Genomic DNA, 21,273 nt, shown 5'->3' with positions numbered 1-21,273 from the left:
GAAATGAACCCGCAGCCGAACCTTACCGACCCGCTTGTGCTCTTTATGCCATCGGGCAAGCGTGGGCGTTTTCCGGTGGGCACGCCGATTCTCGACGCCGCGCGCCAGCTTGGCGTCTATGTCGAAAGCGTGTGCGGCGGCCGGGCAACCTGCGGGCGCTGCCAAATCGAGGTGCAGGAAGGCAATTTCGCCAAGCACCAGATCGTCTCTTCCGACGACCACATCTCGCCAAAGGGTCCGAAGGAGGAACGTTACGAGCGCGTGCGCGGCCTGCCCGAAGGACGGCGGCTTTCCTGTTCGGCGACCGTCCAGGGCGATCTGGTCGTCGACGTGCCGCAGGACACCGTCATTAACGCGCAGGTGGTGCGAAAAGCCGCGACCGATCGTGTCATCGATCGCAATCCGGCAATCCAGCTCTGCTATGTCGAGGTGGACGAACCCGACATGCACAAGCCGCTCGGCGACCTCGACCGGCTGAAGGCAATGCTTGAGAAGGATTGGGGCTGGAAAGACCTGCTGATTGCGCCGCACCTCATTCCCCAGGTGCAGGGCATCCTGCGCAAGGGCAATTGGGCGGTAACCGCTGCAGTCCATCGCGATGCGGGCGCATCGCGCCCCTTCATCGTCGCGCTTTGGCCGGGATTGAAGAACGAGGCCTACGGCATCGCCTGCGACATCGGCTCGACCACGATCGCCATGCATCTGGTGTCGCTGCTGTCGGGGCGCATCGCCGCTTCCTCCGGTACATCCAATCCGCAGATCCGTTTCGGCGAGGACCTGATGAGCCGGGTTTCCTACGTCATGATGAACCCGGACGGCCGCGAAGCGATGACCAAGGCGGTGCGCGAGGCGGTGAACGGGCTGATCGGCAAGGTCTGCGAGGAAGGCAACGCCCAGCGCGACGACATTCTCGATTCCGTCTTCGTCGCCAACCCCATCATGCACCATCTGTTCCTCGGCATCGATCCGACAGAACTCGGCCAGGCGCCGTTTGCGCTCGCCGTATCCGGCGCCCTGCAATATTGGGCTCATGAGGTCGGCATCGAGGTCAATCGCGGCGCAAGGCTTTACACGCTGCCTTGCATTGCCGGCCATGTTGGCGCCGATGCTGCAGGCGCCGCACTTTCCGAAGGGCCTTACAGGCAGGACCGCATGATGCTGCTGGTCGATGTCGGCACCAATGCCGAGATCATCCTCGGCAATCGCCAGCGCGTCGTTGCTGCCTCCTCACCCACCGGGCCGGCATTCGAGGGAGCGGAAATCTCCTCCGGCCAGCGCGCGGCACCCGGCGCCATCGAGCGCGTGCGCATCGATCCGGAGACGCTGGAGCCAAGATTCCGTGTCATCGGCGTCGACAAATGGTCCGACGAGGAGGGTTTTGAAGAGGCCGCAAGCGCCGTCGGCGTCACCGGCATTTGCGGGTCAGCCATCATCGAGGTCGTTGCCGAAATGTATCTCTCCGGCATCATCTCCGAGGACGGGGTGATCGATGGTGCGCTTGCCGCGAAAACGCCGCGCATCGCCCAGAATGGCCGCACCTTTTCCTATCTCTTGCGCGACGGCGAACCCCGCATCACCATCACGCAGACCGACGTGCGGGCAATCCAGCTTGCCAAGGCCGCGCTCTATGCCGGCGTCAAGCTGCTGATGGAAAAGCAGGGCGTCGAGACGATGGATACGATCCGTTTCGCCGGCGCCTTCGGCTCCTTCATCGACCCGAAATATGCGATGGTGCTTGGACTGATCCCGGACTGCGACCTTGCCGACGTCAAGGCCGTCGGAAACGCCTCGGGCACCGGCGCATTGATGGCGCTGCTCAACCGCGATCACCGCCGCGAAATCGAGGACGAGGTCAATCGTATCGAGAAGATCGAGACGGCACTTGAGCCGCATTTCCAGCAGATCTTCATCGATGCGATGGCGTTGCCCAACAAGGTCGATCCATTTCCGAAGCTGGCGGCGGCCGTGAAACTGCCGCCGCGAAAGGCGGCCAGCGATCAGGTCGTTGCGAGCGAAGCTGCACCACGTCGACGCTCGCGCGAGGAGCGGGCCGCGCGGCGGGAACGCGGTTCTGCTTAGAGCCTTTCAGGCTATCCGGAAAAGCTCTAGAACTTGCCGGTTTCCCGGAAAAGCTCGAAGGCGGCGCGGATGTGGTCGGCAACAGCCTTGACCGGCGCGCTGGCTTCCGGCGCCACCACCAGCGCAAGGCTGTATTCGCCGATCTCCGGCATGCCGTCCTTCGCGCCAAGCTCCACCAGATTGCAACTGCCGAGGAAGGATTTCGGTAAGGGCGCCACCGCCAGATCCGCCAGAATGGCGGCACGCTGGCCGGCCGTATGCGCGCTCATATAGGCGATGCGGTAGCTTCGCCCTTCCCGGCCAAGCGCTTCGAGCGCGCCGGCGCGCCAGGCACATCCCTCCTCCCATAGCGACACCGGCAGCGGTTCGCGCAAATGCGCGCAGCCGCCCTTGGCGCCAGCCCATACGATCGGCTCGGTCAGCAGTGTCTCGGCGCCGGCCACTGCAGCCTTGTAGGAATTGGTGATGAGCGTGATGTCGAGCGTGCGGTCGTCCATGCGCCGCATCAGATTCTTGCTCTGGTCGATGGTCACATCGACGGCGATCGAAGGGTGCGTCTGGGCGAAACGCTTCAGCACATGCGGCAGAATGCGTTCGCCATAATCGTCTGGCGAGCCCAGGCGCACGACGCCGACAATATCGGGAATGATGAACTTGGAGACCGCCTCGCGATTGATTGCCAGGAGCCGCCTGGCATAGCCGAGCAGGATTTCACCGTCATTGGTCAGCGTCACCGACCTTGCATCGCGCGAAAACACCGAACGCCCCAGGATGTCCTCGAGCTTCTTGATCTGCATCGACACCGCCGAAGGCGTGCGAAAGACGGCATTGGCAGCGGCGGTGAAGCTTCCGGTTTCGGCGATCGCCACAAACGTACGCAGCACATCGAGATCAAGCACCGGCAAGGGGTGATTGAGGGGAGTCGTCATCGCTCTCGCCTTTCAATTTTGCTGACTTAAAAGATCATTCCATTTCGTTTGATTGAACATCCAATCGGGCGGATAGTCAAGTCATCAGCAGAGTTGGTCCGAATGCCCGGACCGCAAACCAGGGAGAGTGAAATGTCTGTTCTTTCAGCAATCAGCCGCTTTGCAGCCGACTATTCCGCTGCCCGCAGCCGCTATCAAACCGAGCGCCTGATCCGCTCGCTGCCACGCGAAATCCAGAAGGATATCGGATGGCCCTATGTCGATGACAAGCGCAAGACCTCGCGCGTTTCGTTCGGTGCCTGGGCCGGAGAAAGATAATCGTGTGTAGGCAAGGTCAACCTGCCGGACCGTCTCGCAGACATCCGGCAGGTTTTTTATGCGAGTGACGGTCCGAGCCACGTGCCTTGCACGAAAGACACGGGCACGATCCCATGGCTGCAAATCAGCCCGCGACATCTTGTTCATTCACCGTCAGCAGGCGATGTCGCATTTCACGTCAAGCACTTCGTTTTCTTCGTGTAAGCCCTCGCGCGAAGCTCCTATATGAGCCTCGCAAACGAGGCGCCCCATAAAACGAAGGCACCCCGTGTAAGCTGACTGCATGGATAAGTGTCATGAAGATTTTCTCGCGCTTTCTCGCCGGCAATCGCCGCCAGATGAATCTGACCACTGCGCTTGAGCGCCAGCGCCTCGGCCGCACAATGCCCGGCCAGGCCGGCGCAATCGCGGCTGCCCGGCTGGGCTTTCTCATCCGCTGAAGCAACCGACGGCAAGCAGTGGCGGGCGGCTGCGTTCCTCATTGGTCCGGCGGATGACGCAGTGCGGCCAATGTCGCAATTTTTTTCGTCCAAGCGCCCTCTACCCATTGACAGCCATGGCTTTTCCTGATGACAGCTTTGCTGATCGCGACATTCTTGTCAGCGACATCATGGGCTGTGTGAGGGTTCCTTGAGCGCCACGAAAGATCCGATCAAACGCTCGATCGTTTTTTTTCTTGTTCCCGATTTCACGATGATAGCATTCGCCACGGCGCTCGATCCGCTGCGCTCCGCCAATCGAATGCTCGGCTACGAGGCTTACCGATGGAGGCTGGCAAGCATCGACGGCAAGCCGGTCCGTGCCTCCAACTATGTCGAGTGTTCCGTCGACACCTCCCTCGATGATGAACGCAAGAAAATGTCCGGCGTCGATCGCCCCTCCATGGTGGTGGTCTGCAGTGGCCTCAACGTCGAAAAATACCAGAACAAATCCACCTTCGCCTGGCTCAGGGAAGAATATAATCGCGGCGTCGCGGTGGGCGGCCTCTGCACTGGCGCACATGTGCTGGCTGCAGCCGGCCTGCTGTCGAACAAGCGCTGCGCGATCCATTGGGAAAACCTGCCGGGATTTTCAGAGGCGTTTCCGAAGGTCAATGTCTTTGCCGATCTCTTCGAGGTCGATCAGAACATCTACACCTGCGCCGGCGGCACCGCCGCGCTGGACATGATGCTGAAGCTGATCGGCGAAGATTTTGACGACAATCTCGTCAATCGCGTCTGCGAGCAGGTGCTGACCGATCGCGTCCGCAGCCCGACCGACCGCCAGCGCCTGCCGCTCAGGGCGCGTCTTGGCGTTCAGAACTCCAAGGTGCTGACCATCATCGAACTGATGGAAGCCAATCTTTCCGAACCATTGTCGCTGATTGAAATCGCCGAGCATGTCGGCCTGTCGCGTCGCCAGATTGAAAGGTTGTTTCGCACCGAGATGGGCCGCTCTCCGGCGAGGTACTATCTGGAAATCAGGCTCGACCGGGCCCGTCACCTCTTGATCCAGTCGTCGCTGCCGGTGGTCGAAGTTGCGGTGGCATGCGGCTTCGTCTCGGCTTCGCATTTCTCCAAGTGCTACCGCGAGCTCTACGCCCGCTCGCCTCAGCAAGAACGGGTGGACCGCAAGCAATTGCTGGCGGCCTGACAAGCCCCGAAACATGTGACTGGAGCATCGGACCGAAAGGTGGAACCCGGCTTTCGGAAAAATCCGATGCTCCAACAAAGAGATAGATCGACAATATGCGTCCGTCCGTCAGGACGCGTCGATCTGGATCAGCGCGAGTTCATCATCCAGGACCGATCGCGCCACAGCTTTTCGCCGACCAGGCAGTCGTAGGATCCCTTGGCCTGCGCCAAAACCACCGGAAGACTGTTGGTGTCTTCGCTCCTCACCGCATCGTCGGGCGAGTTACCCGCCAGTTCCAGAACCAGCTTGCGGCGAACGGCTTCGGGAAACTGCGGCCAGTCATTGACCGCTATCATGAAGGCGCCCGGCCCCCCGATGACGCATTCGGCGTAATAGCGATCGAGGTCCGCGATATCGTAGACGCTGGTGAAGCCGCCATTTGTCATCAGCGGCAGGCCGTTTATGGTGACCCCCTTCGCTATCAGCGCGTCACGCGCACCCTCCACCGACGCCCCCTGATTGTTCGGTCCATCGCCGGATACGTCGATAACCCGTCTGGTGCCGCGATAACCGCTTTCGGCAAACAGGTCGTTGCCGAATTCAAGCGCGCCGGAGATCGACGTACGCCGTGCGCTGCTTGGCGGCTTGGCGGAAAGCTGGAGCACCACACGCTCGGCATCCTCCAGTGAGGAGATCGTCGTCCACGGTACGACGACACGCTGCGTTGTAGCGCCAGCCCACTCGAAGAAGGTTACGGCGATTTTGCCATGAACGCCATCACGGATAGCCTGGATGACATCGTCATGCATGAGCGCCGCCGCATAGCCCCGGCGTTGGATTTCAAGCTCGCCGGGCGACATCGACAGCGACACATCAACGGCCAGGATCAGTTCGAGATCGACGGGCTCTGCCGCGAAACTTGGCGGCGCGACGAACTGCGCCAGCGCTAGCGTGATACCGCCGGCAAGGGCATGTCTGATGCAAGACCAACGAGACATGCCCTCAGGGTACGCAAAAAACGGCCTTTAAAAAAGAATGGCCCGATTTTTCGCCGGGCCTTTCTCTTCACGATTTCGCGAGTACCGTATCATCAGCTCCGCGGCTTTAGATTTTCCGGGTCGTAGAGCGGCTTGTAGCCAACGGCCGCCACCTCCACCGGATAGGTCTCGCCGAAATATTCCACGGTGAGCTTGCGGCCTTCCTGACAATAGGCCCACGGCAGATAGGCGAGAGCGATGTTCTTGCCGATGGTCGGACCATAGGCGACCGAGGTGGTGAAGGAACGGCGGCCGAGTTCATCAACCAGCGTCTCGCCGGTTTCAGGGTCCATTACCGGCATGATGCCGACCGGATAGCGGGCAATCCCTTTCGCATCGACATTGTCGGTCATGATGAGCGTGCACAGCATTGCCGGCTGGTGGGCGCGCGCCCTGTATTCCAGATGCTTGGCCTTACCGCGAAAATCCGCCTCCTTCACCTTCGGCCGGGCAAGATCGGCCTCGAAGAGATTGTATTCGGTCAGCAGGTCCGCGTTCTGCAGACGCAGGCTTTTCTCCATGCGGCGGCTGTTGGCATAGGTTTCGACGCCGACAGCCATGACCCCGGTCGACCGCAAGGCATCCCATACGGCAAGGGCGTCCTCATAACGCATATGCAATTCCCAGCCCTGCTCACCGACATAGGAGATGCGGAAAGCCGCCACATCCTTGCCCGCGATGCGGACGGGCTTGATCGCTGCGAAGGGGAAGTTTTCCTGCGACAAGCCCTCGGGGTCTTCCACCACCTTCTTAAGCGTGGTGCGCGCATTCGGACCCCATATGCCGATCGTGACATGTTTCTCGGTCACGTCCGTGACGGTGACATCGAAGCCCTTATCTTCAGCCACGCGGCGAATGTAGTGGAAGTCGCGCGGCCCGGCATCGGCGCCGTCGATGACGCGGCAGCGGTCTTCCATGCGGATCACGGTCAAATCCGCGCGCACCATGCCTTCATCGTCGAGGAAGTGGGTGTAGATACCCTTGCCGACCATGTTGTCGCCGCCGACCTTGGCCGCGCACAGCCATTCCATCAATGCGACGTGATCCGGCCCTTCGACGTCGATGACCGCGAAATGCGACAGGTTGATGATGCCGCAATCTTCGCTCAGCGCCAGATGTTCGGCATTGGAGACGCGCCAGAAATGGCGGTTGTCCCACTCGTTCTCGCGCACCGGAACGCGATCGCCATATTTCTCCAAAAGATGCTCGTTGGCGGCATAGCCGTGCGCACGCTCCCAGCCGCCGAGTTCCATAAAATAGCCGCCGAGTTCCTTCTCGCGTTCCCAGAACGGCGAGCGGCGAACATTGCGGCCCCCGCCGAAAGGTTCGCGCGGATGCACCGCCGGATTGTAGACCTTCATGGCGGTCTCGGTGCAGCGCTCTTCGATATGCTTTTCCTCAAGCTGATGCGGCTGGAAGCGGGCGTAGTCGATGCGGCTGTGGTCGATGGAGGTGCGACCGTCGGTCATCCAGTCGGCAATCAGCTTGCCCATGGCGGGACCGTCCTTGACCCAGATGGCAACGGCATACCAGAGGCCCCTCACCTTCTGGCTTTCACCCATCGAAGGGCCGCCATCGGTGGTCACCTGCAAGAGACCGTTGAAGGAATGGCTCTCATTGTAGCCAAGCTCGCCGAGGATCGGCGTGAGCTCCATGGCGCGTTCGAGCGGCTCGATGATCTGCTCCATGTCGAGGTCGCGCTGGGAGGGCGAAAGACGGGCCTGGTCCTTCTCCAGCAGATCGCGCGGGTGGCAGAGACGCGGGTTGGTCTCCTCATAATAACCCCACTCGATTTGCCCGCCCTCGGCAGTCTTGGGGTCGCCTGTGTCGCGCATATAGGCCGAGTTGCCCTGGTCGCGCAGCAGCGGCCAGCCGATCTCCTTGCCGGTGCCGGCAAACTCGTCATAGGGACCGAAGAAGGTGAGCGGATGGTCGATCGGCATGACCGGCAGGTCCTCACCTGCCATTTCGGCGATCAGCCGGCCCCAGATACCGGCGCAGACCACCACGTAATCGGCATGAATGGTGCCGCGATTGGTCACCACGCCCTTTATCCGCCCATTCTCGATCAGCAACGAGGTGGCGGACGTATTGGCAAAGGCCTTCAGCTTGCCCGAGGCTTCGGCCTGGTCGACCAGCTTGCCGGCGACCGTCTGCGAGCGCGGAATGACGAGTCCGGCATCAGGGTCCCACAGGCCGCCCTGAACCATGCCCTCCTCAATCAGCGGAAATTTTTCCTTGATTTCGGCCGGTTCGATCAGGCGCGCGCGCGTCCCGAATGCCTTGCCCGAGGCGACCTTGCGCTTGATCTCGTCCATGCGCGCATCGTCGCCGACGCGCGCAACTTCAAGCCCGCCGATGCGGGCGTAGTGGCCCATCTTTTCATAGAAGTCGATCGAGTAGAGCGTCGTCCAGCAGGACAGGAAATCATGGCTGGTCGCATAGCAGAAGTCGGACGCATGCGCCGTCGAGCCGATATCGGTTGGGATGCCGGACTTGTCGATGCCGACAATATCGTCCCATCCGCGCTCGATGAGATGGTGGGCGACCGAGGCCCCGACGATACCACCCAGCCCGATGATGACGACCTTCGCCTGTTCCGGAAACCCTGCCATTTTCCCTGACTCCGAGATGGAATTTTCCGGCACACTATAGAGCCATGCGGCGGGTTTACAGCCTGTTTGCGACACCGCACGAAAGCACCGCGACGCGCCCGGCCCGGCCACGCCCGCACGTGGCCAGCCATGGTTAACCTGTTGTTTGGCGCGCGGTGCTAGGGACTGATTGTCGGTCGGATACCGACCGTCCTCGCGTTGTGCCGGACGACCCGCCCACCTTCCCGGGCGCCCGATATGCGGCCCACCCGAAAGCTTGCGGCGGTATTCGAAGCTGTACCGCGAATTGAAGGTGGGGGAAAAATGAACGCCACGGCAAATCAGGTCGCGCAAGGGGCCAGAACGCGCCTGTCCCTCTCCCCACTCATTCTGTTGGCTGCATCCTTTGCCGCCCTTCTGGTTCTCCTGGCGCTCCCGCTCTCGGTTCCCATCGGCCCGATGTATTGGGACCTCTTCATCTATTTCGACGCCGCCAATCGCATCTTTGACGGGCAGGCGCCAATCATCGACTTCTTCACCCCGGTTGGCCCGCTCGGATACTATCTATTTGCCGGCGCGGTATGGCTGTTCCCGAACGCTCAACCGGCGTTGCTGGTGCATTGGTCCCTGCTGGCAATCACTGCCCCGCTGATGGGGCTCATCCTGCACCAGGTCGATCAGAAGTCGCGTGTCATCGCGTTTGCGCTGCTGGTGCCGTTTCTGGTTTTTGCGATCCTGCCCTTCAACACGCGCGACTTCTACCCGCATCCGGGCTCGGACGGGTTCGGCATCTACAATCGGCAGGCCAGCCAGTTGCTATACATTCTCACCTGCGCGCTGCTGTTCGTACGCAACCAGCGGGTGCTGGCGCTGGTCATGGCTTTGTCGCTGCTTGGTCTTTTCTTCCTGAAGATCACCGGCGCCATCGCAGGCGTGCTGCTTTGCGCCTTCGCCTTCGTCGCCGGGCGCATCGGACTGCGCCATGCGGTAGCGTCGGCGCTCGGATTTTTCTTCGTGCTGGCCGCACTCGAAGTTACCACTGGCCTGGTCTCGCAATATGTCGCCGATATCCTGATTCTGGTTGCGATGAATGGCGGTTCGCTCGCCCCACGCTTCCTGCAATCGGCTTCGCTCAATTTCGGCGTGGTCATGCCGGGATTCTTGCTCGCTTTGACCGTGCTTTATGCCGGACGCAAGCGCATCGCCGCCGCGATCGGCGAGGTCCGCCGAGATAAAAGCGCCACCACGGTCGCAAAACTCCTCGACAACAACGCGTTGTGGCTAGGAGTGGTGCTCTTTGCCGGGATTTTCTTCGAAACGCAAAACACCGGCAGCCAGGCGATGATCCTGGTATGGCCTGCCGTTCTTGCCGTCCTGCTCAAATCCGGAGGCATGATCGCCACGCCGAAACTATTGATCGCGACGATCGCGCTTGCCGCCGCATGCGTCCTTCCGCCATTCGTCAACACGATCGAACGGGCTGCGCGCGCCTATATCGGAGCGGTGAAGAATGTCCCGCTGGAGCACAAACACCTCAAGACATTGGGCGCCGTGAACATGCGGCCCGAGGTCATGGAGCGGGTGAAGCACATGCTGCCCTTTTATGCCGCCCATCGCGATCTATTTGACAAATTCGTCGATGCGGGCGAACTGCCGGCGCCGCTGCTCTACTCAGATTTCGATTTCCAGATCGGTCTGCTGATCGGTTTCGATCGAACTGTCGAGAGTCTGCTTGAGCTGGAAAGACAAAGCGGCATTCGCTTCGAAACGGTCATGGCGCTGAATTTCGTCAATCCGTTTCCGTGGCTGATGGACCGCAGCGCACCCAAGCATATCGCAATCGGAGCCGACCCAAGCCGCGCCGTTCCCAAACCGGGTTCTGACGAATTGAAAGAGGTCGAGAATGTCGACATCGCGCTTCTGCCGACCTGTCCGCTGACCACCGCCAACATGGCCCTCCTGCAAATCTACAGCGAAGGCCTCAAGAGCCATGTTCGCATCAAGCTGAACGATTGCTACGACGCCTTCGTCAATCCGCGCCACGCAGGCAGACTTCCCAAACAGTAGCAAATGAAATCGGCCGGGGATTTCAGTCCCGGCCGATTTCAGATCGTCGCGTGCCGCAGACTACTTCATCTGGCTTTTGACGAAATCCTTCACAATCGCGACGATGCCCCGCGATAGAAGGCTGTCGAGCGCATCGACGAACTGATCGACATGGCTGCGCTCGCAGATCAGCGGTGGCAGCAGGCGGATGACGTTGCGATTGTATTCGGTGAAGGCGACCAGCACGTCGTAGTCACGCAAGAGCAGCGCACCGACGAAGCCCGACAGCGAACCTTTCAGCTTGTCGTCCAGCACGCTGACGACCGGCCGCAGCACCATGGGTAGAGTTTGCGAGAAGTCATGGAACTCGAGGCCAACCATGAAACCCTGGCCGCGAATCTCCTTGATGATCTTGGGATATTTGGCCTGCAGCGCCCGCAACCGCTGGAGCAGATATTCGCCGGTGTCGGCCGCGTTGTCGATCAGCCCCTCGTCGTAAAGTACGTTCAGCGTCTCGATTGCGGTGATCGACGCCTCGCCGATGCCGCCAAAGGTGGCGGCGGCATGGATCATCGCCGTTTTCGGCGTGCCATAGGCCTTCATGTAGACCTCGCGCCGCGCAATCATCGCCGCCATGGCCGACTTGCCGCCGCCGAGCGATTTCGCAACGGCAGTGATATCGGGCACCACGCCGAAATGCTCGAAAGCGAAGAAGCGACCCGAGCGGCCGACCCCGCACTGCACTTCGTCAGCGATCCACAATACGCCATACTGATCGCAGAGCGCCCGCAGCTTCTGCCAGTAGCCTTCCGGCGCCTGGATAATGCCGCCTCCGCCCTGGATCGTTTCAAGAACGATGACGCCGATTTCCGGATCTGCCCGGAAGATATTCTCGACCGCGCCGATGTCGCCGAAAGGCACGCGTATGGTGTTATCGGTGAGTTTGAACTCGCCGCGATAGAGCTGGCCATCGGTGATCGACAGCACGCCTTTCGTCTTGCCGTGGAAGGAATTCTCGGCATAGACGACCTTCGGCCGCTTCGGCCCGGCCGCACGCTCGGCAAGCTTGATTGCAGCTTCCATGGCCTCCGAGCCGGAGGAGCCGAGAAACACCATGTCGAGGTCGCCCGGCGCAATCTGTGCCAGATTGTGGGCAAGTGCCGCCGCATATTGCGACATGAAGGCGATGGCGATCTCGTGCCGGTTCTCGTCCTGGAATTTCTTGCGCGCGGCCACGATGCGCGGATGGTTGTGGCCGAGCGCCAGCGAACCGAAACCACCAAAGAAATCGAGGATCTTGCGGCCGTTCTGGTCGGTGTAGAACATGCCTTCGGCGCGTTCGATCTTCACTTTGTGGAAGCCGAGCAGCTTCATGAAATGAAGCTGTCCGGGGTTGAGATGCGTCTTGAACAGGTCGGTCATCGTGGCGACATCCATCGCCTTGGCTTGCTCGACGCTGATCAAATCGGGTTTGGCAATACCTGCCGGCGAAAGGCTCGGCGCTGCAAGCACCGCGCGAGCAGCACCTGTATTCGGCTTGGTCATGACGGTCATCGAACTCTCCTATTCGGCAGGAACCTGGGCAGCGGCCACAGCATGACCGTCCTTCTTGGCGCGGTATTCCTTGTAGGCGGCGATCAGCATGTCCTCGTCGCGGTATTGCGGCACCCAGCCGAGATCGCGTTCGGCCTTGGACACGTCGAGAATGCACATCTCGTCGGCAATCAGATATTGCTCGGGATCCATGATCGGGAGGTTCATGAGATCGAGCAGGTCGAGCGTGCGTTTCACCGCCCAGGCCGGCGTCGGCAGCAGGATCGACTTCGACCCAGCATGACGGATCAGATCGCCGAGCAGCTTGCGCACCGGCGGCGGATTGAGCGAGCCAAGATTGTAGGCTTCATTGGGTACGCCGGCCTTCCAGGCGGCGCGCGCCGCTTCCGCGCAGTCGAACACCGAAATGAACTGATAGGGGTTCCTGCCCGAACCGATCATCGGCACGGGCAAGTTCCAGTCGATCAGCTTGAACAGCTTCTCCAAAATGCCGAGCCGGCCGGGTCCGATAATCAGGCGAGGACGGAACAGCGAGATTCTCATGCCGCGCTCGCGCCATTCGGCGGCGAGCTCTTCGGTCTTCAGCTTCGACAGGCCGTATTCTCCCAATGGCGAAGCCGGATGCTCCTCGGTCTGCGGGAAGGTGTAGGTGTGCCCATAGATCATGTCGGTGGTGTAGTGGACGAGCTGCGTCGCGCCCGCCTTGTCCATGGCCTGGATGATGTTCTCGGTGCCGTGGAAATTCACCGGCCAGAAGAAGTCGTGGCGCTTGGCGCGGACCTGGATCGGCGAGAGCATCTTGGCCGACAGATTGTAGACCATGTCGTCCGGCTTCATGCCGAGCGCTGCCACGGCTTCCGGATCGGTTACGTCGCAGTGGACGAAACGCGCGTTGCGATAATGCGCAAGTTCGCTCCTGACGATGTCGGCGACGATGACTTCCTGACCGTCGGCCAAAAGTTTCGGGGCAAGATGACGGCCGACGAAACCGTCGCCTCCAAAAATAACATGTCTCATCGGGCAAGCTCGCTCGTCTGGATGGTTTCGTTGGAAGTGGAAATGGGCACGTCCTCATGCCCGCTGCCGCCCTGCGCGATCAGCACCGTGCCGATGCAGATGAAGCCGATACCGGCGATGCGCCAGGCATTGAGATCTTCGCGGAAAACGAAATAGGCAAATACCGCGACCGCCACATAGGCGAGGCTGAGAAAGGGATAGGCAAAGGACAGCTCGACCTTCGACAGCACATAAAGATGCGAGGCCATGGAAATGACGAAGGTGGCAAGTCCGGCGAATACCCAGGGGCTGAAGACAATCTGAAGGATCTTCAGGATCGGATTGGCACCGGCGAAAGAAATCGGCCCCAGCGTCATCATGCCCTGCTTCAGCATCAGCTGCGCAGCCGCATTCGTCATCACGGTGAAGAGTATAAATGCTATGTATTTCATCTAACTGTCCGTCCTGAGTAACAGGTAGCGCAAAGCCTGAAATATATTGTGAAGTAATGACTACAATTTTAGGTAGTTACACTTCTAAGCTGCGGCCTCGCCACGACCCCGCTGAACCGCCGGAAGCTGCCGCGCCGTACGCTCCCAGAAACTCGAAGTGAAGGCGGGGTCGCGCAGCTCTTCCAAAAGCGGCCAGTCCGGAAACGAGGCTCCGAAAATATCGGCGCCCATGCGCGCATCCTTGTAGGGATTGACGGCACCACCGGCGTCGACGGTGATCGCATCCAGGCGGCTGAGAAGCGCCAGTGTAGTTTCGCCGCGGTTCGGAAAATCGAGCGTCAGCGTGTAACCGGGCCGCGAAAAGGACATCAGGCCGGGCGAGCGTACAGCGCCAAAACGCTTGAGCACTGTCAGGAAAGACCCCTGCCCGGCTTGCCGTGCCGCTTCGAGCAATGCCGGTATCGTCTCGCGCGCCGCCGCCTCCGGCACGACGCTCTGATGCTGGAAAAGGCCGTTGGGGCCATAAAGCCGGTTCCAGTCGCGAACGCCGTCAAGCGGAAAGAAGAAGCTTTGGAAGCCGGTACGATGCGGCGCGGCATTCCTGCCTTTCCGCCACCGATAGGCGGCATTGAACGCGGTCAGGAACGGGCGATTGAGCACGTTCAGCGGCGGTTGGAACGGCACCGAGAGCCGCGCTGCCGCCGCGGGGGCGGTTCGCGCTCCATATTCAGCGTGGTTGCCGGTCAGGAGCAGGCCGCGCCCGCTTTTCGCGCCGCCGGCCAGTTGGTCGATCCAGGCAACGGCATATTCGTTGGCGGCGTCGGCTTCCTCGGCGAGCTCGAAATATTCCGCGAGCCCACCGAAGCGCGTTACCCGTTCGATGATATCGAGCGAGGGCACGCGCATCAGGCGGATAGACGCCTTGAGTATCAGGCCGGTCAGCCCCATGCCGCCGATCGTCGCCTGGAAAAGCTGCGTATTCTCGGCGTCCGAGCAGGTATAGGCCCGGCCGTCGGAGCGCAGCAGCGTGAGCGATTCCACGTGGCAGCCGAATGTGCCGCGCCGATGATGGTTCTTTCCATGGACATCGTTGGCGATGGCGCCGCCAAGCGTCACAAACTGGGTGCCCGGCACGACCGCCGGAAAAAATCCATGAGGTGCGGCGTGCGCGATGATGTCGCAAAGAAGCACGCCGGCCTCGGCTTCCAGTCGCCCGGTCGTGGCATCGAACGAAACGATGCGGTTCATCGGCCGCATGTCGATGAGGCTTCCGGCTTCGTTTCGGCAGGAATCGCCATAGGAGCGGCCATTGCCGTAGGCCAGCAACGACCCCTCGCCGGCAGTTCCGGCTTGCAGGCGTTCGATGGCTTCGGCGGCCGGTAGCGCCCAGCGTGCCGGCGGCATGATCCTGCCGAAGCTTCCGTACTGGAGGTTCAGCCGGCCCATCTTGCACCAAACAGCAAGGCCGCGCCCATCACAGTGACGATCTGGCTGCGCCAGTCGCGAATGATGAAGACCACCGGATCGTCATGCATCTCGTCGCGGCGCGCCAGTATCCAGGCGCGCATCGTGAGATAGAGCACGAGCGGTGCCAGCGGCCATACCAGCCAGGGGTGTGGATAGAGTTCGCGCACCGCCGAACTGTCGATATAGAGCGCCAGCACCAATGCTGCCGAGAAGGCGGATGCCATGCCGGCCTGGGCGACGATTTCCTGGTCCTCGGCACGGTAGCCGCGTCCCGCGATGCGCTCACCCATCGAGATCGTCGAGGATCGCAATTCGACATAGCGCTTCACCAATGCCAGCGACAGGAAGAAGAAGATGGAAAAGGCCAACAGCCAGAACGATTCATCCACTCCAGTCGCGACCGTTCCGGCAAGGACGCGAACCGTATAGAGCCCGGCAAGCATCAAGACGTCGATGAGCAGCATGCGCTTGACGGCCAGCGAATAGGCGGTGGTCGCCACCAGGTACAGGCAAAGCACGCCGAAGAATTCCACCGGCAGAAACAGCGACGTACCGAGACTGATGGCGAGAAGCACAGCCACCGAAACCAGGCCGAATGGAACCGAGAGCGCACCGCTGGCGAAGGGCCGGTTGCGCTTGGTCGGATGGGCGCGGTCGAGCGCCAGGTCGAAGAAGTCGTTGATAATGTATATCGCCGAGGCGGCCGCACAGAACGATATGAACGCCAGTGCACAGGCAATCAGCATTTGCCCATCGAGATATTCGTGCGACAGCGCGACCGGCACGGCGATCAGCGAATTCTTCAGCCACTGATGCACCCTCAGCATCTTCAGGATCGTTCGAACGTTCGGCTTCGCTCCGGGAACGACTTCACAGCCATGCCTCGCTTGCCAGCGCGCCGCTTTGCGGTCTGGTGCAACGACGATCGCCTCCCGCGCCGCGTCGAAGACCTTGAGATCATGGCGGCTGTTTCCCGCATAATCGAAACCGCCATCGCCAAAGGCGGCGATGAGCGCCGCGCGTTTGCGCCCCGAAGTCAGGTTCTCAAGCCCGTCGGTCGCCAGTACCATATCGAATAATCCGAGATGGGCCGCGATCGCTTCGGCGAACTTGCGCGGCGTTCCTGTCGCGAGCACGATCCGGCGTCCGGCCGCATGCTCCTTGCGCAGGCGGGCGACAACCGCCTCGCGGTAGGGCAATGACGCCGCGTCGATATCCACCCGCGCGGCGATCTCCTGCTTCAACCGGGCGGGCCCGCCAATCAGCCAGAAGGGAACGAGGAAAAAATAGGCCGGGTTCTTCCGCAACAGCAGAAACAGCCCTTCCCACAGCAAATCGCTGGCGATCAGCGTGCCGTCGAGATCGACGGCAAGCGGAATCGCAACGTTATCAGATCGAGCATCCATGCCTCAGCCCCGCCTGTTGTTGCCGCGCCGTTTCCCGGCGTCTTGAAGAGCGGTGTAGCCGGCACAGAGCTACAGAAGGTTAAGCTCGGCGGATTTGGCGGCAGACGAGGGTGAAAATCCGCAGCGTCGTTAAACAATCGCTACCGGAAACTATAAAAGGCCGGGCAATGCGCCCGGCCTTGACGTATTTCCCAGCATTGCTGTCGGTGATTACTTGATGCGGGCGACACCGCCCGAAATTTCGACGGTCTCGCTACCGGTCAGCACTTCGCGATCGCCGTTCGGCATGGTCACGAAACAGCCGCTCGGGCAGAATTCGACGGTCTCCCCGCCAGCCAGCGCCAGTTCGGTCTTGCTGCCGCCCTCGGTCACGACCAGCGTGTGCGGCTCGGCGTCCTTGTTGATGGCGCTTGCGCCGAAAGCCGTATTGCCCACCGCCACAAGAGCAACGGCCGCAAGAAGAGATCTCATCATTGCCATGTCGGTGCTTCCACCGCCTCTGTTGCCATTTGCAAGGCGTTCCCGCCTTTTGCAGTGATCTTATAGAGTTCAAAGCCTGAACGGCAACTGAATGACACGTTCATGCCACAATCGGCAAAGGGGCTCCCTTAATCGGGGTCGACCTTTCTTCGATTTCGCCTGACACGGCCGACCTGCTCTTCCGGCTCCGTGCGCTTGCCTTGGTCAAGCTCAGCTTTAGGCTCGTCCGCAAGCTCCTCCTCGTGTGGCATGATGAAACGCGCCGTCGAGGGAATGGCAATACCTTCCTCGGCAAAGGCCTCCACGACCGAAAAGCGGATGTCGTTCTGGACCGAATTGCTGTTCACGATATCGGAAAGAAAGGCGCGAATCTCGAATTCGAGCGCCGCCGGGCCGAAATTGGCGAAAAGCACAAAGGGTTCCGGATTCTTCAGCACCATTGGATGACCGCGCGTGATCTCCAGCATGATCTCATGCGCGCGCTTTGCATCTGAATCGTAGGCGACGTTTACCTTGATATCGATGCGCCCAAGCTTGTTGCGATGCGTCCAGTTGCCGACGGCGCTGTTGATCAGCTCGGAATTGGGCAGGATGACTGTCTGACGCTGGAACGTCTCGATCTCGGTAGCGCGCACGCTGATTTTCTTGACCGTGCCGGTGACCGTACCGGCGACGATCCAGTCACCGGCCTTGAACGGGCGCTCGGCCAGCAGGATCAGGCCCGAAACGAAGTTCGACACGACATTCTGCAAGCCAAAACCGATGCCGAGGGAGAGACCGCCGGCAATCAGCGCCAGACTGGACAGGTTGATACCTGCGGCCGATATGGCGATCAGGGTGGCCAGTGCAAGGCCGGCATAGCCGACGATCGTGCGGATCGAGTTGCGCACGCCGGCATCGACCTTGCCGCGCGCCATCACGGATCCGTCGAGCCAACCCTGAAACCACCTTGTGACGAAATAGCCGAGCGCAAAGACGAGCAGGCCCGTAAGGATGGCAAGCGGCGAGAAGGAGAAGCTGCCGATCTGGAACCCGGTTGCAAGTTTGTTCAGCCAGGTGGCGATGTCACCGGGCTGGAACCCCCACTGAAACAAAACCAGGGGCAGGAAGACGACGACGATCAGGATATTTATGAGAAGGCTGGCGGCAAGGCCGAGCTGGTCCAGCACCGCTTCTTCCGTGTCGTAGCGTCCCTTCAGCCGGTGACCGATCGAGGTATCGGCAAAGCTGCCTTCCCTGGCTATGGCGCGAGAGGACAGAAAGCCGATATAGGCTGTCGCCAGCATCGCGCCGGTTATGACGATCTGCCTTGAGACGAACTGCGCGAAGCTGACATAGCCCAGAAGTGCGGAGACAATCGTCGTCGCCCCCAGGAAATAAAAGAGAAAGCGCAAGGTCGCGGGCCATGGACGCGGCTCTCCATCCTTGTCGGCAAATGGCTTGACGGAGCCGATGAGGATCAGCAGCACGCCGACGGTAATCGCGGCGATCAGACTCTTCAGGATGGTGACGGAAAGCGGCGAACTCAGCGTGTCGCTGACAACCCCCATCAGAAAATCGACCCCGACCACCAATGCCATGGCGGTCAGTAACCAGATCAGAATTCGAGCCGGGCGCGATTCGATCGGAAGCAGCCGCCACGCGGGCATATCGGGCGAGAGCACCGCATGGCTGAGGCGATTGACGAAGAAGGAAACGAAAATGACCACGCTGACGCCGTTGAGGAACACCCCGATATCGCCGCGCAGCACGTTGAAATAGTTGTAGAGACCGATCGTGGAATTCAGGAACACACTGACCGCGATGCTCGGCAGCAGGGTCGACCAGAAGGCAACCGAGAGCCGGCTGAGATAGGAAGGCTCCTCGATCGCCGGGTTGCGGTCGACCAAACTGCGGAAGAGGCGCTTGCCGCCAAATTGCAGGATGGCCGCGGCCAAAAGCGCCAGGAAGGTGGCCGTCAGCACCGCTTGGTGTTTGAACTGGACGACAAATCGCAACCAGGACGAAACGGCCCTATAAAGCGTGCCAAGTTCCTGCTGGGCCGCCGACCCGACTTCACCGCTGAACGCTTCACGGAGCTGATAGCGCCTAGTGAGCATATTGGTGAAAAGATCGCGCCGCAGCGTCGCGATCTGGTTGACCAGTCCGTTGACCCGGACCGATAGATCCTCCGCATTGCCAAGAAGGACGTTGATTTCCGCCTTTTCGGTGGCGAGCGCCTGGCGCTCCTTCGCCACCAGCTCCGGCTCCGGCGGTTGCCCCTCCCCGGGTGGTGGGCCAAGCTGTTCGATGCGTGAGTTGATTTCGCTCAGGCGAGGACGAAAGGCGAGACCGCTGTCCAGCAGCGCCTTGTCGATCGTTTCCAGCTCCGCGCGCGCCTTGACGAGACCCTCTTCATTCTCGTCGCTTGCATTTATCTCCTTCTCGATAACGTCGACTTTTACCGTGAGCATGTCGATCGCCTGCCGTTGCGTATCGACGACACCCCCGGCCGTGGCGTCGGTGTCCGCCCCCACAGCAGCCGGTTGCTGCGCGTTCGCGACGAGAGGGTAGCTTGCGGCCATCGACGCCAGCAGAACCAGGAGGGCAAGGCGTCGCAAAATATCGAACAACATGCTGTTTGGGCGTCTCACGAGCTAGCGAACCGGGTGGTACGAGGTTCGACAGTGATAAAGACGGCGCGGCAAGCGGGCAAGCCAACTTGGGAACACATCGGACGGCCGCTGCTCACGGGCCCGCCAAGGCAATGGTGAATGGTGAAGAGACACTTGGCTGCCGTGAGCAGCAAGCATTTTCACCATTCACCGTTCGCTCATTTCCTGAACGTCACCCACTCCTCCAGCGGTGCACGGCCGGTGCGGAAGGTGCTTTCCGGCTTCGACGTGTCTTCATGGCCGAGCGCCATGCCGCAGACGACGATTTCCTCGTCGGGAATATCGAGGATCGGCCTGATCTGGCGATGGTAGGGCGCGAATGCCGCCTGCGGGCAGGTGTGCAGGCCCCTCGCCCGCGCCGCGATCATGATGTTTTGCAGGAACATCCCGTAATCGACCCATGATCCCATATTCAGCCGCCGATCGATGGTGAAGATCATGCCGACCGGTGCATCGAAGAAGATGAAGTTGCGGTCGTGCTGCGCACGCATGCGCTCGACCTCGCGACGTCCGATGCCGAGCACGCTGTAGAGGCCGAAGCCGTTCTCCCGACGCCGTTGCAGATACGGTTCGAAGAACTGATCCGGATAATATTTGTATTCGTCCCAGACGGCTTTCTCGGCGCGAATGCCGGAATTGAGAATCGCGTCGGCAATTCGCTGCTTGGTTTCACCGGTTGTGACGTAGACTTTCCAGGGCTGCATGTTGGTGCCGGACGGCGCGCGCGCCGCTACCTGCAGTATGTCCCGGATTGTCCTCTCATCCACCGGCGTCGGCAGAAACGCCCGCACCGAACGGCGAGAGAGAATGGCCTCGTCGGCAGTCTCGCTGATGTCGCCAGAAGTGGCCACGGTTCCTCGTGACAGCATGGAAGTTCCTTTCCGATGCGGCTGCAAACCAGAAGCCATTCGCCGCAGTGCAGCATTTGCACCAGCCAGCCGCATGTCGCAAGCTATACCTGAGCTGCATGAAATGAAGCTTGATTTTTTCACGCACTGGGCACACGATGAAATTCCAGAAAGAATTTTCATGCCCGCTTCCCTTCTTCGCCAGAGTTCCGCCGAAAGCCAGCCCGTCAGCGCTGACATGCTGCTGGCCCGCGACGTGCGGGCGCTGCGCAAGTCGCGCGGATTGACACTATCGGAGATTGCGCTGCGGCTGGGGCGCTCGGTCGGCTGGATGAGCCAGGTCGAGCGCGGACTCTCCCGGCCGTCCATCGGCGACTTGCGAGCGCTTGCCGACGTGTTCGGTGTGCCGGTCAGCCTGTTCTTCGGCCATGAGGTGCCAGACGAGACCGAACGTGGCGTTGTCGTGCGCGCGGGTCGCCGTCGCCTGCTCGGGACAAGCGAATCCGGACTTATCGAGGAGCTTCTTTCACCGGACCTCGGCGGCAGCTTCGAGATGCTGCGTTCCGAATTCGCGCCCGGCGCGGAGTTGAAGTCCCCGGCGATGCGCCCGACCGAGGAGGCAGGCTACGTGGTTTCCGGCCGCTTCGACATCGAGATTGACGGAAATTGGCATCGGCTGACCGAGGGTGACAGCTTCCGCTTCGGCGGCAAGCGGTTTCGCTGGAAAAATCCGGGCGCCGAGCCTGCGGTGGTGATCTGGGTGGTCTCGCCGCCCGTCTATTGAGCGGTACGACCGGCT

Annotated in this window: 17 protein-coding genes; 6 read left to right on the top strand and 11 right to left on the bottom strand. The window is 60.9% G+C overall.

Translation table 11 applies throughout. The annotated features are described in order from the left end of the window. Window positions 1-3: 3 nt before the first annotated feature. Window positions 4-2,079, top strand: a complete 2,076-nt coding sequence (locus ACLKMW_RS01695; RefSeq protein ID WP_415722634.1) for an ASKHA domain-containing protein — start codon at window positions 4-6, stop codon at window positions 2,077-2,079. A gap of 26 nt (window positions 2,080-2,105) precedes the next feature. Here ACLKMW_RS01695 and ACLKMW_RS01690 read toward each other — a convergent pair whose 3' ends face one another. Beyond that, window positions 2,106-3,008 (bottom strand): LysR substrate-binding domain-containing protein, encoded by a 903-nt coding sequence (locus ACLKMW_RS01690; RefSeq protein ID WP_415722633.1) that lies wholly within the window; start codon window positions 3,006-3,008, stop codon window positions 2,106-2,108. 132 nt (window positions 3,009-3,140) lie between these two features. On the opposite strand from ACLKMW_RS01690, the gene ACLKMW_RS01685 reads away from it, so the two are divergent. The 3 genes from ACLKMW_RS01685 (at window position 3,141) to ACLKMW_RS01675 (ending at window position 4,958) form a co-directional block, all read left to right on the top strand. After that, complete coding sequence (locus tag ACLKMW_RS01685) at window positions 3,141-3,326, top strand: hypothetical protein (protein ID WP_415722632.1); 186 nt, start codon at window positions 3,141-3,143, stop codon at window positions 3,324-3,326. Window positions 3,327-3,622: 296 nt separating this feature from the next. After that, window positions 3,623-3,766: a hypothetical protein gene (locus ACLKMW_RS01680; RefSeq protein ID WP_415722631.1), complete on the top strand. Its 144-nt coding sequence runs from the start codon at window positions 3,623-3,625 to the stop codon at window positions 3,764-3,766. 253 nt (window positions 3,767-4,019) lie between these two features. Then, window positions 4,020-4,958: a GlxA family transcriptional regulator gene (locus ACLKMW_RS01675; protein ID WP_415722749.1), complete on the top strand. Its 939-nt coding sequence runs from the start codon at window positions 4,020-4,022 to the stop codon at window positions 4,956-4,958. Between the two features lie 128 nt (window positions 4,959-5,086). Here ACLKMW_RS01675 and ACLKMW_RS01670 read toward each other — a convergent pair whose 3' ends face one another. Together ACLKMW_RS01670 and ACLKMW_RS01665 are read right to left on the bottom strand one after the other, a co-directional pair. Next, entirely contained in the window at window positions 5,087-5,938 is an 852-nt protein-coding gene (locus tag ACLKMW_RS01670) for a DUF1194 domain-containing protein (RefSeq protein ID WP_415722630.1), read from the bottom strand. 92 nt (window positions 5,939-6,030) lie between these two features. After that, on the bottom strand, window positions 6,031-8,592 hold the full coding sequence (locus ACLKMW_RS01665) for a GcvT family protein (RefSeq protein ID WP_415722629.1): 2,562 nt from the start codon (window positions 8,590-8,592) through the stop codon (window positions 6,031-6,033). A 303-nt stretch (window positions 8,593-8,895) separates the two neighbouring features. Between ACLKMW_RS01665 and ACLKMW_RS01660 the strand changes: the two genes are divergently transcribed. Beyond that, window positions 8,896-10,638: a hypothetical protein gene (locus tag ACLKMW_RS01660; RefSeq protein ID WP_415722628.1), complete on the top strand. Its 1,743-nt coding sequence runs from the start codon at window positions 8,896-8,898 to the stop codon at window positions 10,636-10,638. A 60-nt stretch (window positions 10,639-10,698) separates the two neighbouring features. On the opposite strand, the gene ACLKMW_RS01655 is transcribed toward ACLKMW_RS01660, so the two are convergent. The 8 genes from ACLKMW_RS01655 to ACLKMW_RS01620 all read right to left on the bottom strand — a co-directional run bounded on the left by ACLKMW_RS01655 (window position 10,699) and on the right by ACLKMW_RS01620 (window position 20,495). After that, complete coding sequence (locus ACLKMW_RS01655; protein ID WP_415722627.1) at window positions 10,699-12,171, bottom strand: aspartate aminotransferase family protein; 1,473 nt, start codon at window positions 12,169-12,171, stop codon at window positions 10,699-10,701. A gap of 9 nt (window positions 12,172-12,180) precedes the next feature. Further along, window positions 12,181-13,188 (bottom strand): NAD-dependent epimerase/dehydratase family protein, encoded by a 1,008-nt coding sequence (locus ACLKMW_RS01650; RefSeq protein ID WP_415722626.1) that lies wholly within the window; start codon window positions 13,186-13,188, stop codon window positions 12,181-12,183. Next, entirely contained in the window at window positions 13,185-13,619 is a 435-nt protein-coding gene (locus tag ACLKMW_RS01645) for an EamA family transporter (protein WP_415722625.1), read from the bottom strand. Before ACLKMW_RS01645 ends, ACLKMW_RS01650 begins: the two co-directional genes overlap by 4 nt. Before the next feature lie 84 nt (window positions 13,620-13,703). Then, window positions 13,704-15,065, bottom strand: a complete 1,362-nt coding sequence (locus tag ACLKMW_RS01640; RefSeq protein ID WP_415722624.1) for an FAD-binding oxidoreductase — start codon at window positions 15,063-15,065, stop codon at window positions 13,704-13,706. Then, a complete protein-coding gene (locus ACLKMW_RS01635; RefSeq protein ID WP_415722623.1) occupies window positions 15,053-16,492 on the bottom strand; it encodes a UbiA family prenyltransferase in 1,440 nt (479 codons plus the stop codon). The genes ACLKMW_RS01640 and ACLKMW_RS01635 overlap by 13 nt, the downstream gene beginning before the upstream one ends. 210 nt (window positions 16,493-16,702) lie before the next feature. Then, a complete protein-coding gene (locus ACLKMW_RS01630) occupies window positions 16,703-16,966 on the bottom strand; it encodes a hypothetical protein (protein WP_415722748.1) in 264 nt (87 codons plus the stop codon). 134 nt (window positions 16,967-17,100) lie between these two features. Next, a complete protein-coding gene (locus ACLKMW_RS01625) occupies window positions 17,101-19,587 on the bottom strand; it encodes a mechanosensitive ion channel domain-containing protein (protein WP_415722622.1) in 2,487 nt (828 codons plus the stop codon). A 197-nt stretch (window positions 19,588-19,784) separates the two neighbouring features. Then, window positions 19,785-20,495: a nitroreductase gene (locus ACLKMW_RS01620; RefSeq protein WP_415722621.1), complete on the bottom strand. Its 711-nt coding sequence runs from the start codon at window positions 20,493-20,495 to the stop codon at window positions 19,785-19,787. 160 nt (window positions 20,496-20,655) lie between these two features. Between ACLKMW_RS01620 and ACLKMW_RS01615 the strand changes: the two genes are divergently transcribed. Then, entirely contained in the window at window positions 20,656-21,258 is a 603-nt protein-coding gene (locus ACLKMW_RS01615) for a helix-turn-helix domain-containing protein (protein WP_415722620.1), read from the top strand. Window positions 21,259-21,273: the final 15 nt, after the last annotated feature.

Source organism: Borborobacter xinjiangensis (genome assembly GCF_047739745.1).
In the GTDB taxonomy this organism is placed as follows: Bacteria; Pseudomonadota; Alphaproteobacteria; order Rhizobiales; family Rhizobiaceae; genus Pseudaminobacter.
This window is presented reverse-complemented; position numbering and strand designations above follow the sequence as displayed.

Excerpts from the sequence above, each read along its gene's own strand:
- ACLKMW_RS01695 (WP_415722634.1), top strand. The coding sequence starts at position 4 with ATGAACCCGCAGCCGAACCTTACCGACCCGCTTGTGCTCTTTATGCCA.
- ACLKMW_RS01690 (WP_415722633.1), bottom strand. The coding sequence starts at position 3,008 with ATGACGACTCCCCTCAATCACCCCTTGCCGGTGCTTGATCTCGATGTG.
- ACLKMW_RS01685 (WP_415722632.1), top strand. The coding sequence starts at position 3,141 with ATGTCTGTTCTTTCAGCAATCAGCCGCTTTGCAGCCGACTATTCCGCT.
- ACLKMW_RS01680 (WP_415722631.1), top strand. The coding sequence starts at position 3,623 with ATGAAGATTTTCTCGCGCTTTCTCGCCGGCAATCGCCGCCAGATGAAT.
- ACLKMW_RS01675 (WP_415722749.1), top strand. The coding sequence starts at position 4,020 with ATGATAGCATTCGCCACGGCGCTCGATCCGCTGCGCTCCGCCAATCGA.
- ACLKMW_RS01670 (WP_415722630.1), bottom strand. The coding sequence starts at position 5,938 with ATGTCTCGTTGGTCTTGCATCAGACATGCCCTTGCCGGCGGTATCACG.
- ACLKMW_RS01665 (WP_415722629.1), bottom strand. The coding sequence starts at position 8,592 with ATGGCAGGGTTTCCGGAACAGGCGAAGGTCGTCATCATCGGGCTGGGT.
- ACLKMW_RS01660 (WP_415722628.1), top strand. The coding sequence starts at position 8,896 with ATGAACGCCACGGCAAATCAGGTCGCGCAAGGGGCCAGAACGCGCCTG.
- ACLKMW_RS01655 (WP_415722627.1), bottom strand. The coding sequence starts at position 12,171 with ATGACCGTCATGACCAAGCCGAATACAGGTGCTGCTCGCGCGGTGCTT.
- ACLKMW_RS01650 (WP_415722626.1), bottom strand. The coding sequence starts at position 13,188 with ATGAGACATGTTATTTTTGGAGGCGACGGTTTCGTCGGCCGTCATCTT.
- ACLKMW_RS01645 (WP_415722625.1), bottom strand. The coding sequence starts at position 13,619 with ATGAAATACATAGCATTTATACTCTTCACCGTGATGACGAATGCGGCT.
- ACLKMW_RS01640 (WP_415722624.1), bottom strand. The coding sequence starts at position 15,065 with ATGGGCCGGCTGAACCTCCAGTACGGAAGCTTCGGCAGGATCATGCCG.
- ACLKMW_RS01635 (WP_415722623.1), bottom strand. The coding sequence starts at position 16,492 with ATGGATGCTCGATCTGATAACGTTGCGATTCCGCTTGCCGTCGATCTC.
- ACLKMW_RS01630 (WP_415722748.1), bottom strand. The coding sequence starts at position 16,966 with ATGATGAGATCTCTTCTTGCGGCCGTTGCTCTTGTGGCGGTGGGCAAT.
- ACLKMW_RS01625 (WP_415722622.1), bottom strand. The coding sequence starts at position 19,587 with ATGTTGTTCGATATTTTGCGACGCCTTGCCCTCCTGGTTCTGCTGGCG.
- ACLKMW_RS01620 (WP_415722621.1), bottom strand. The coding sequence starts at position 20,495 with ATGCTGTCACGAGGAACCGTGGCCACTTCTGGCGACATCAGCGAGACT.
- ACLKMW_RS01615 (WP_415722620.1), top strand. The coding sequence starts at position 20,656 with ATGCCCGCTTCCCTTCTTCGCCAGAGTTCCGCCGAAAGCCAGCCCGTC.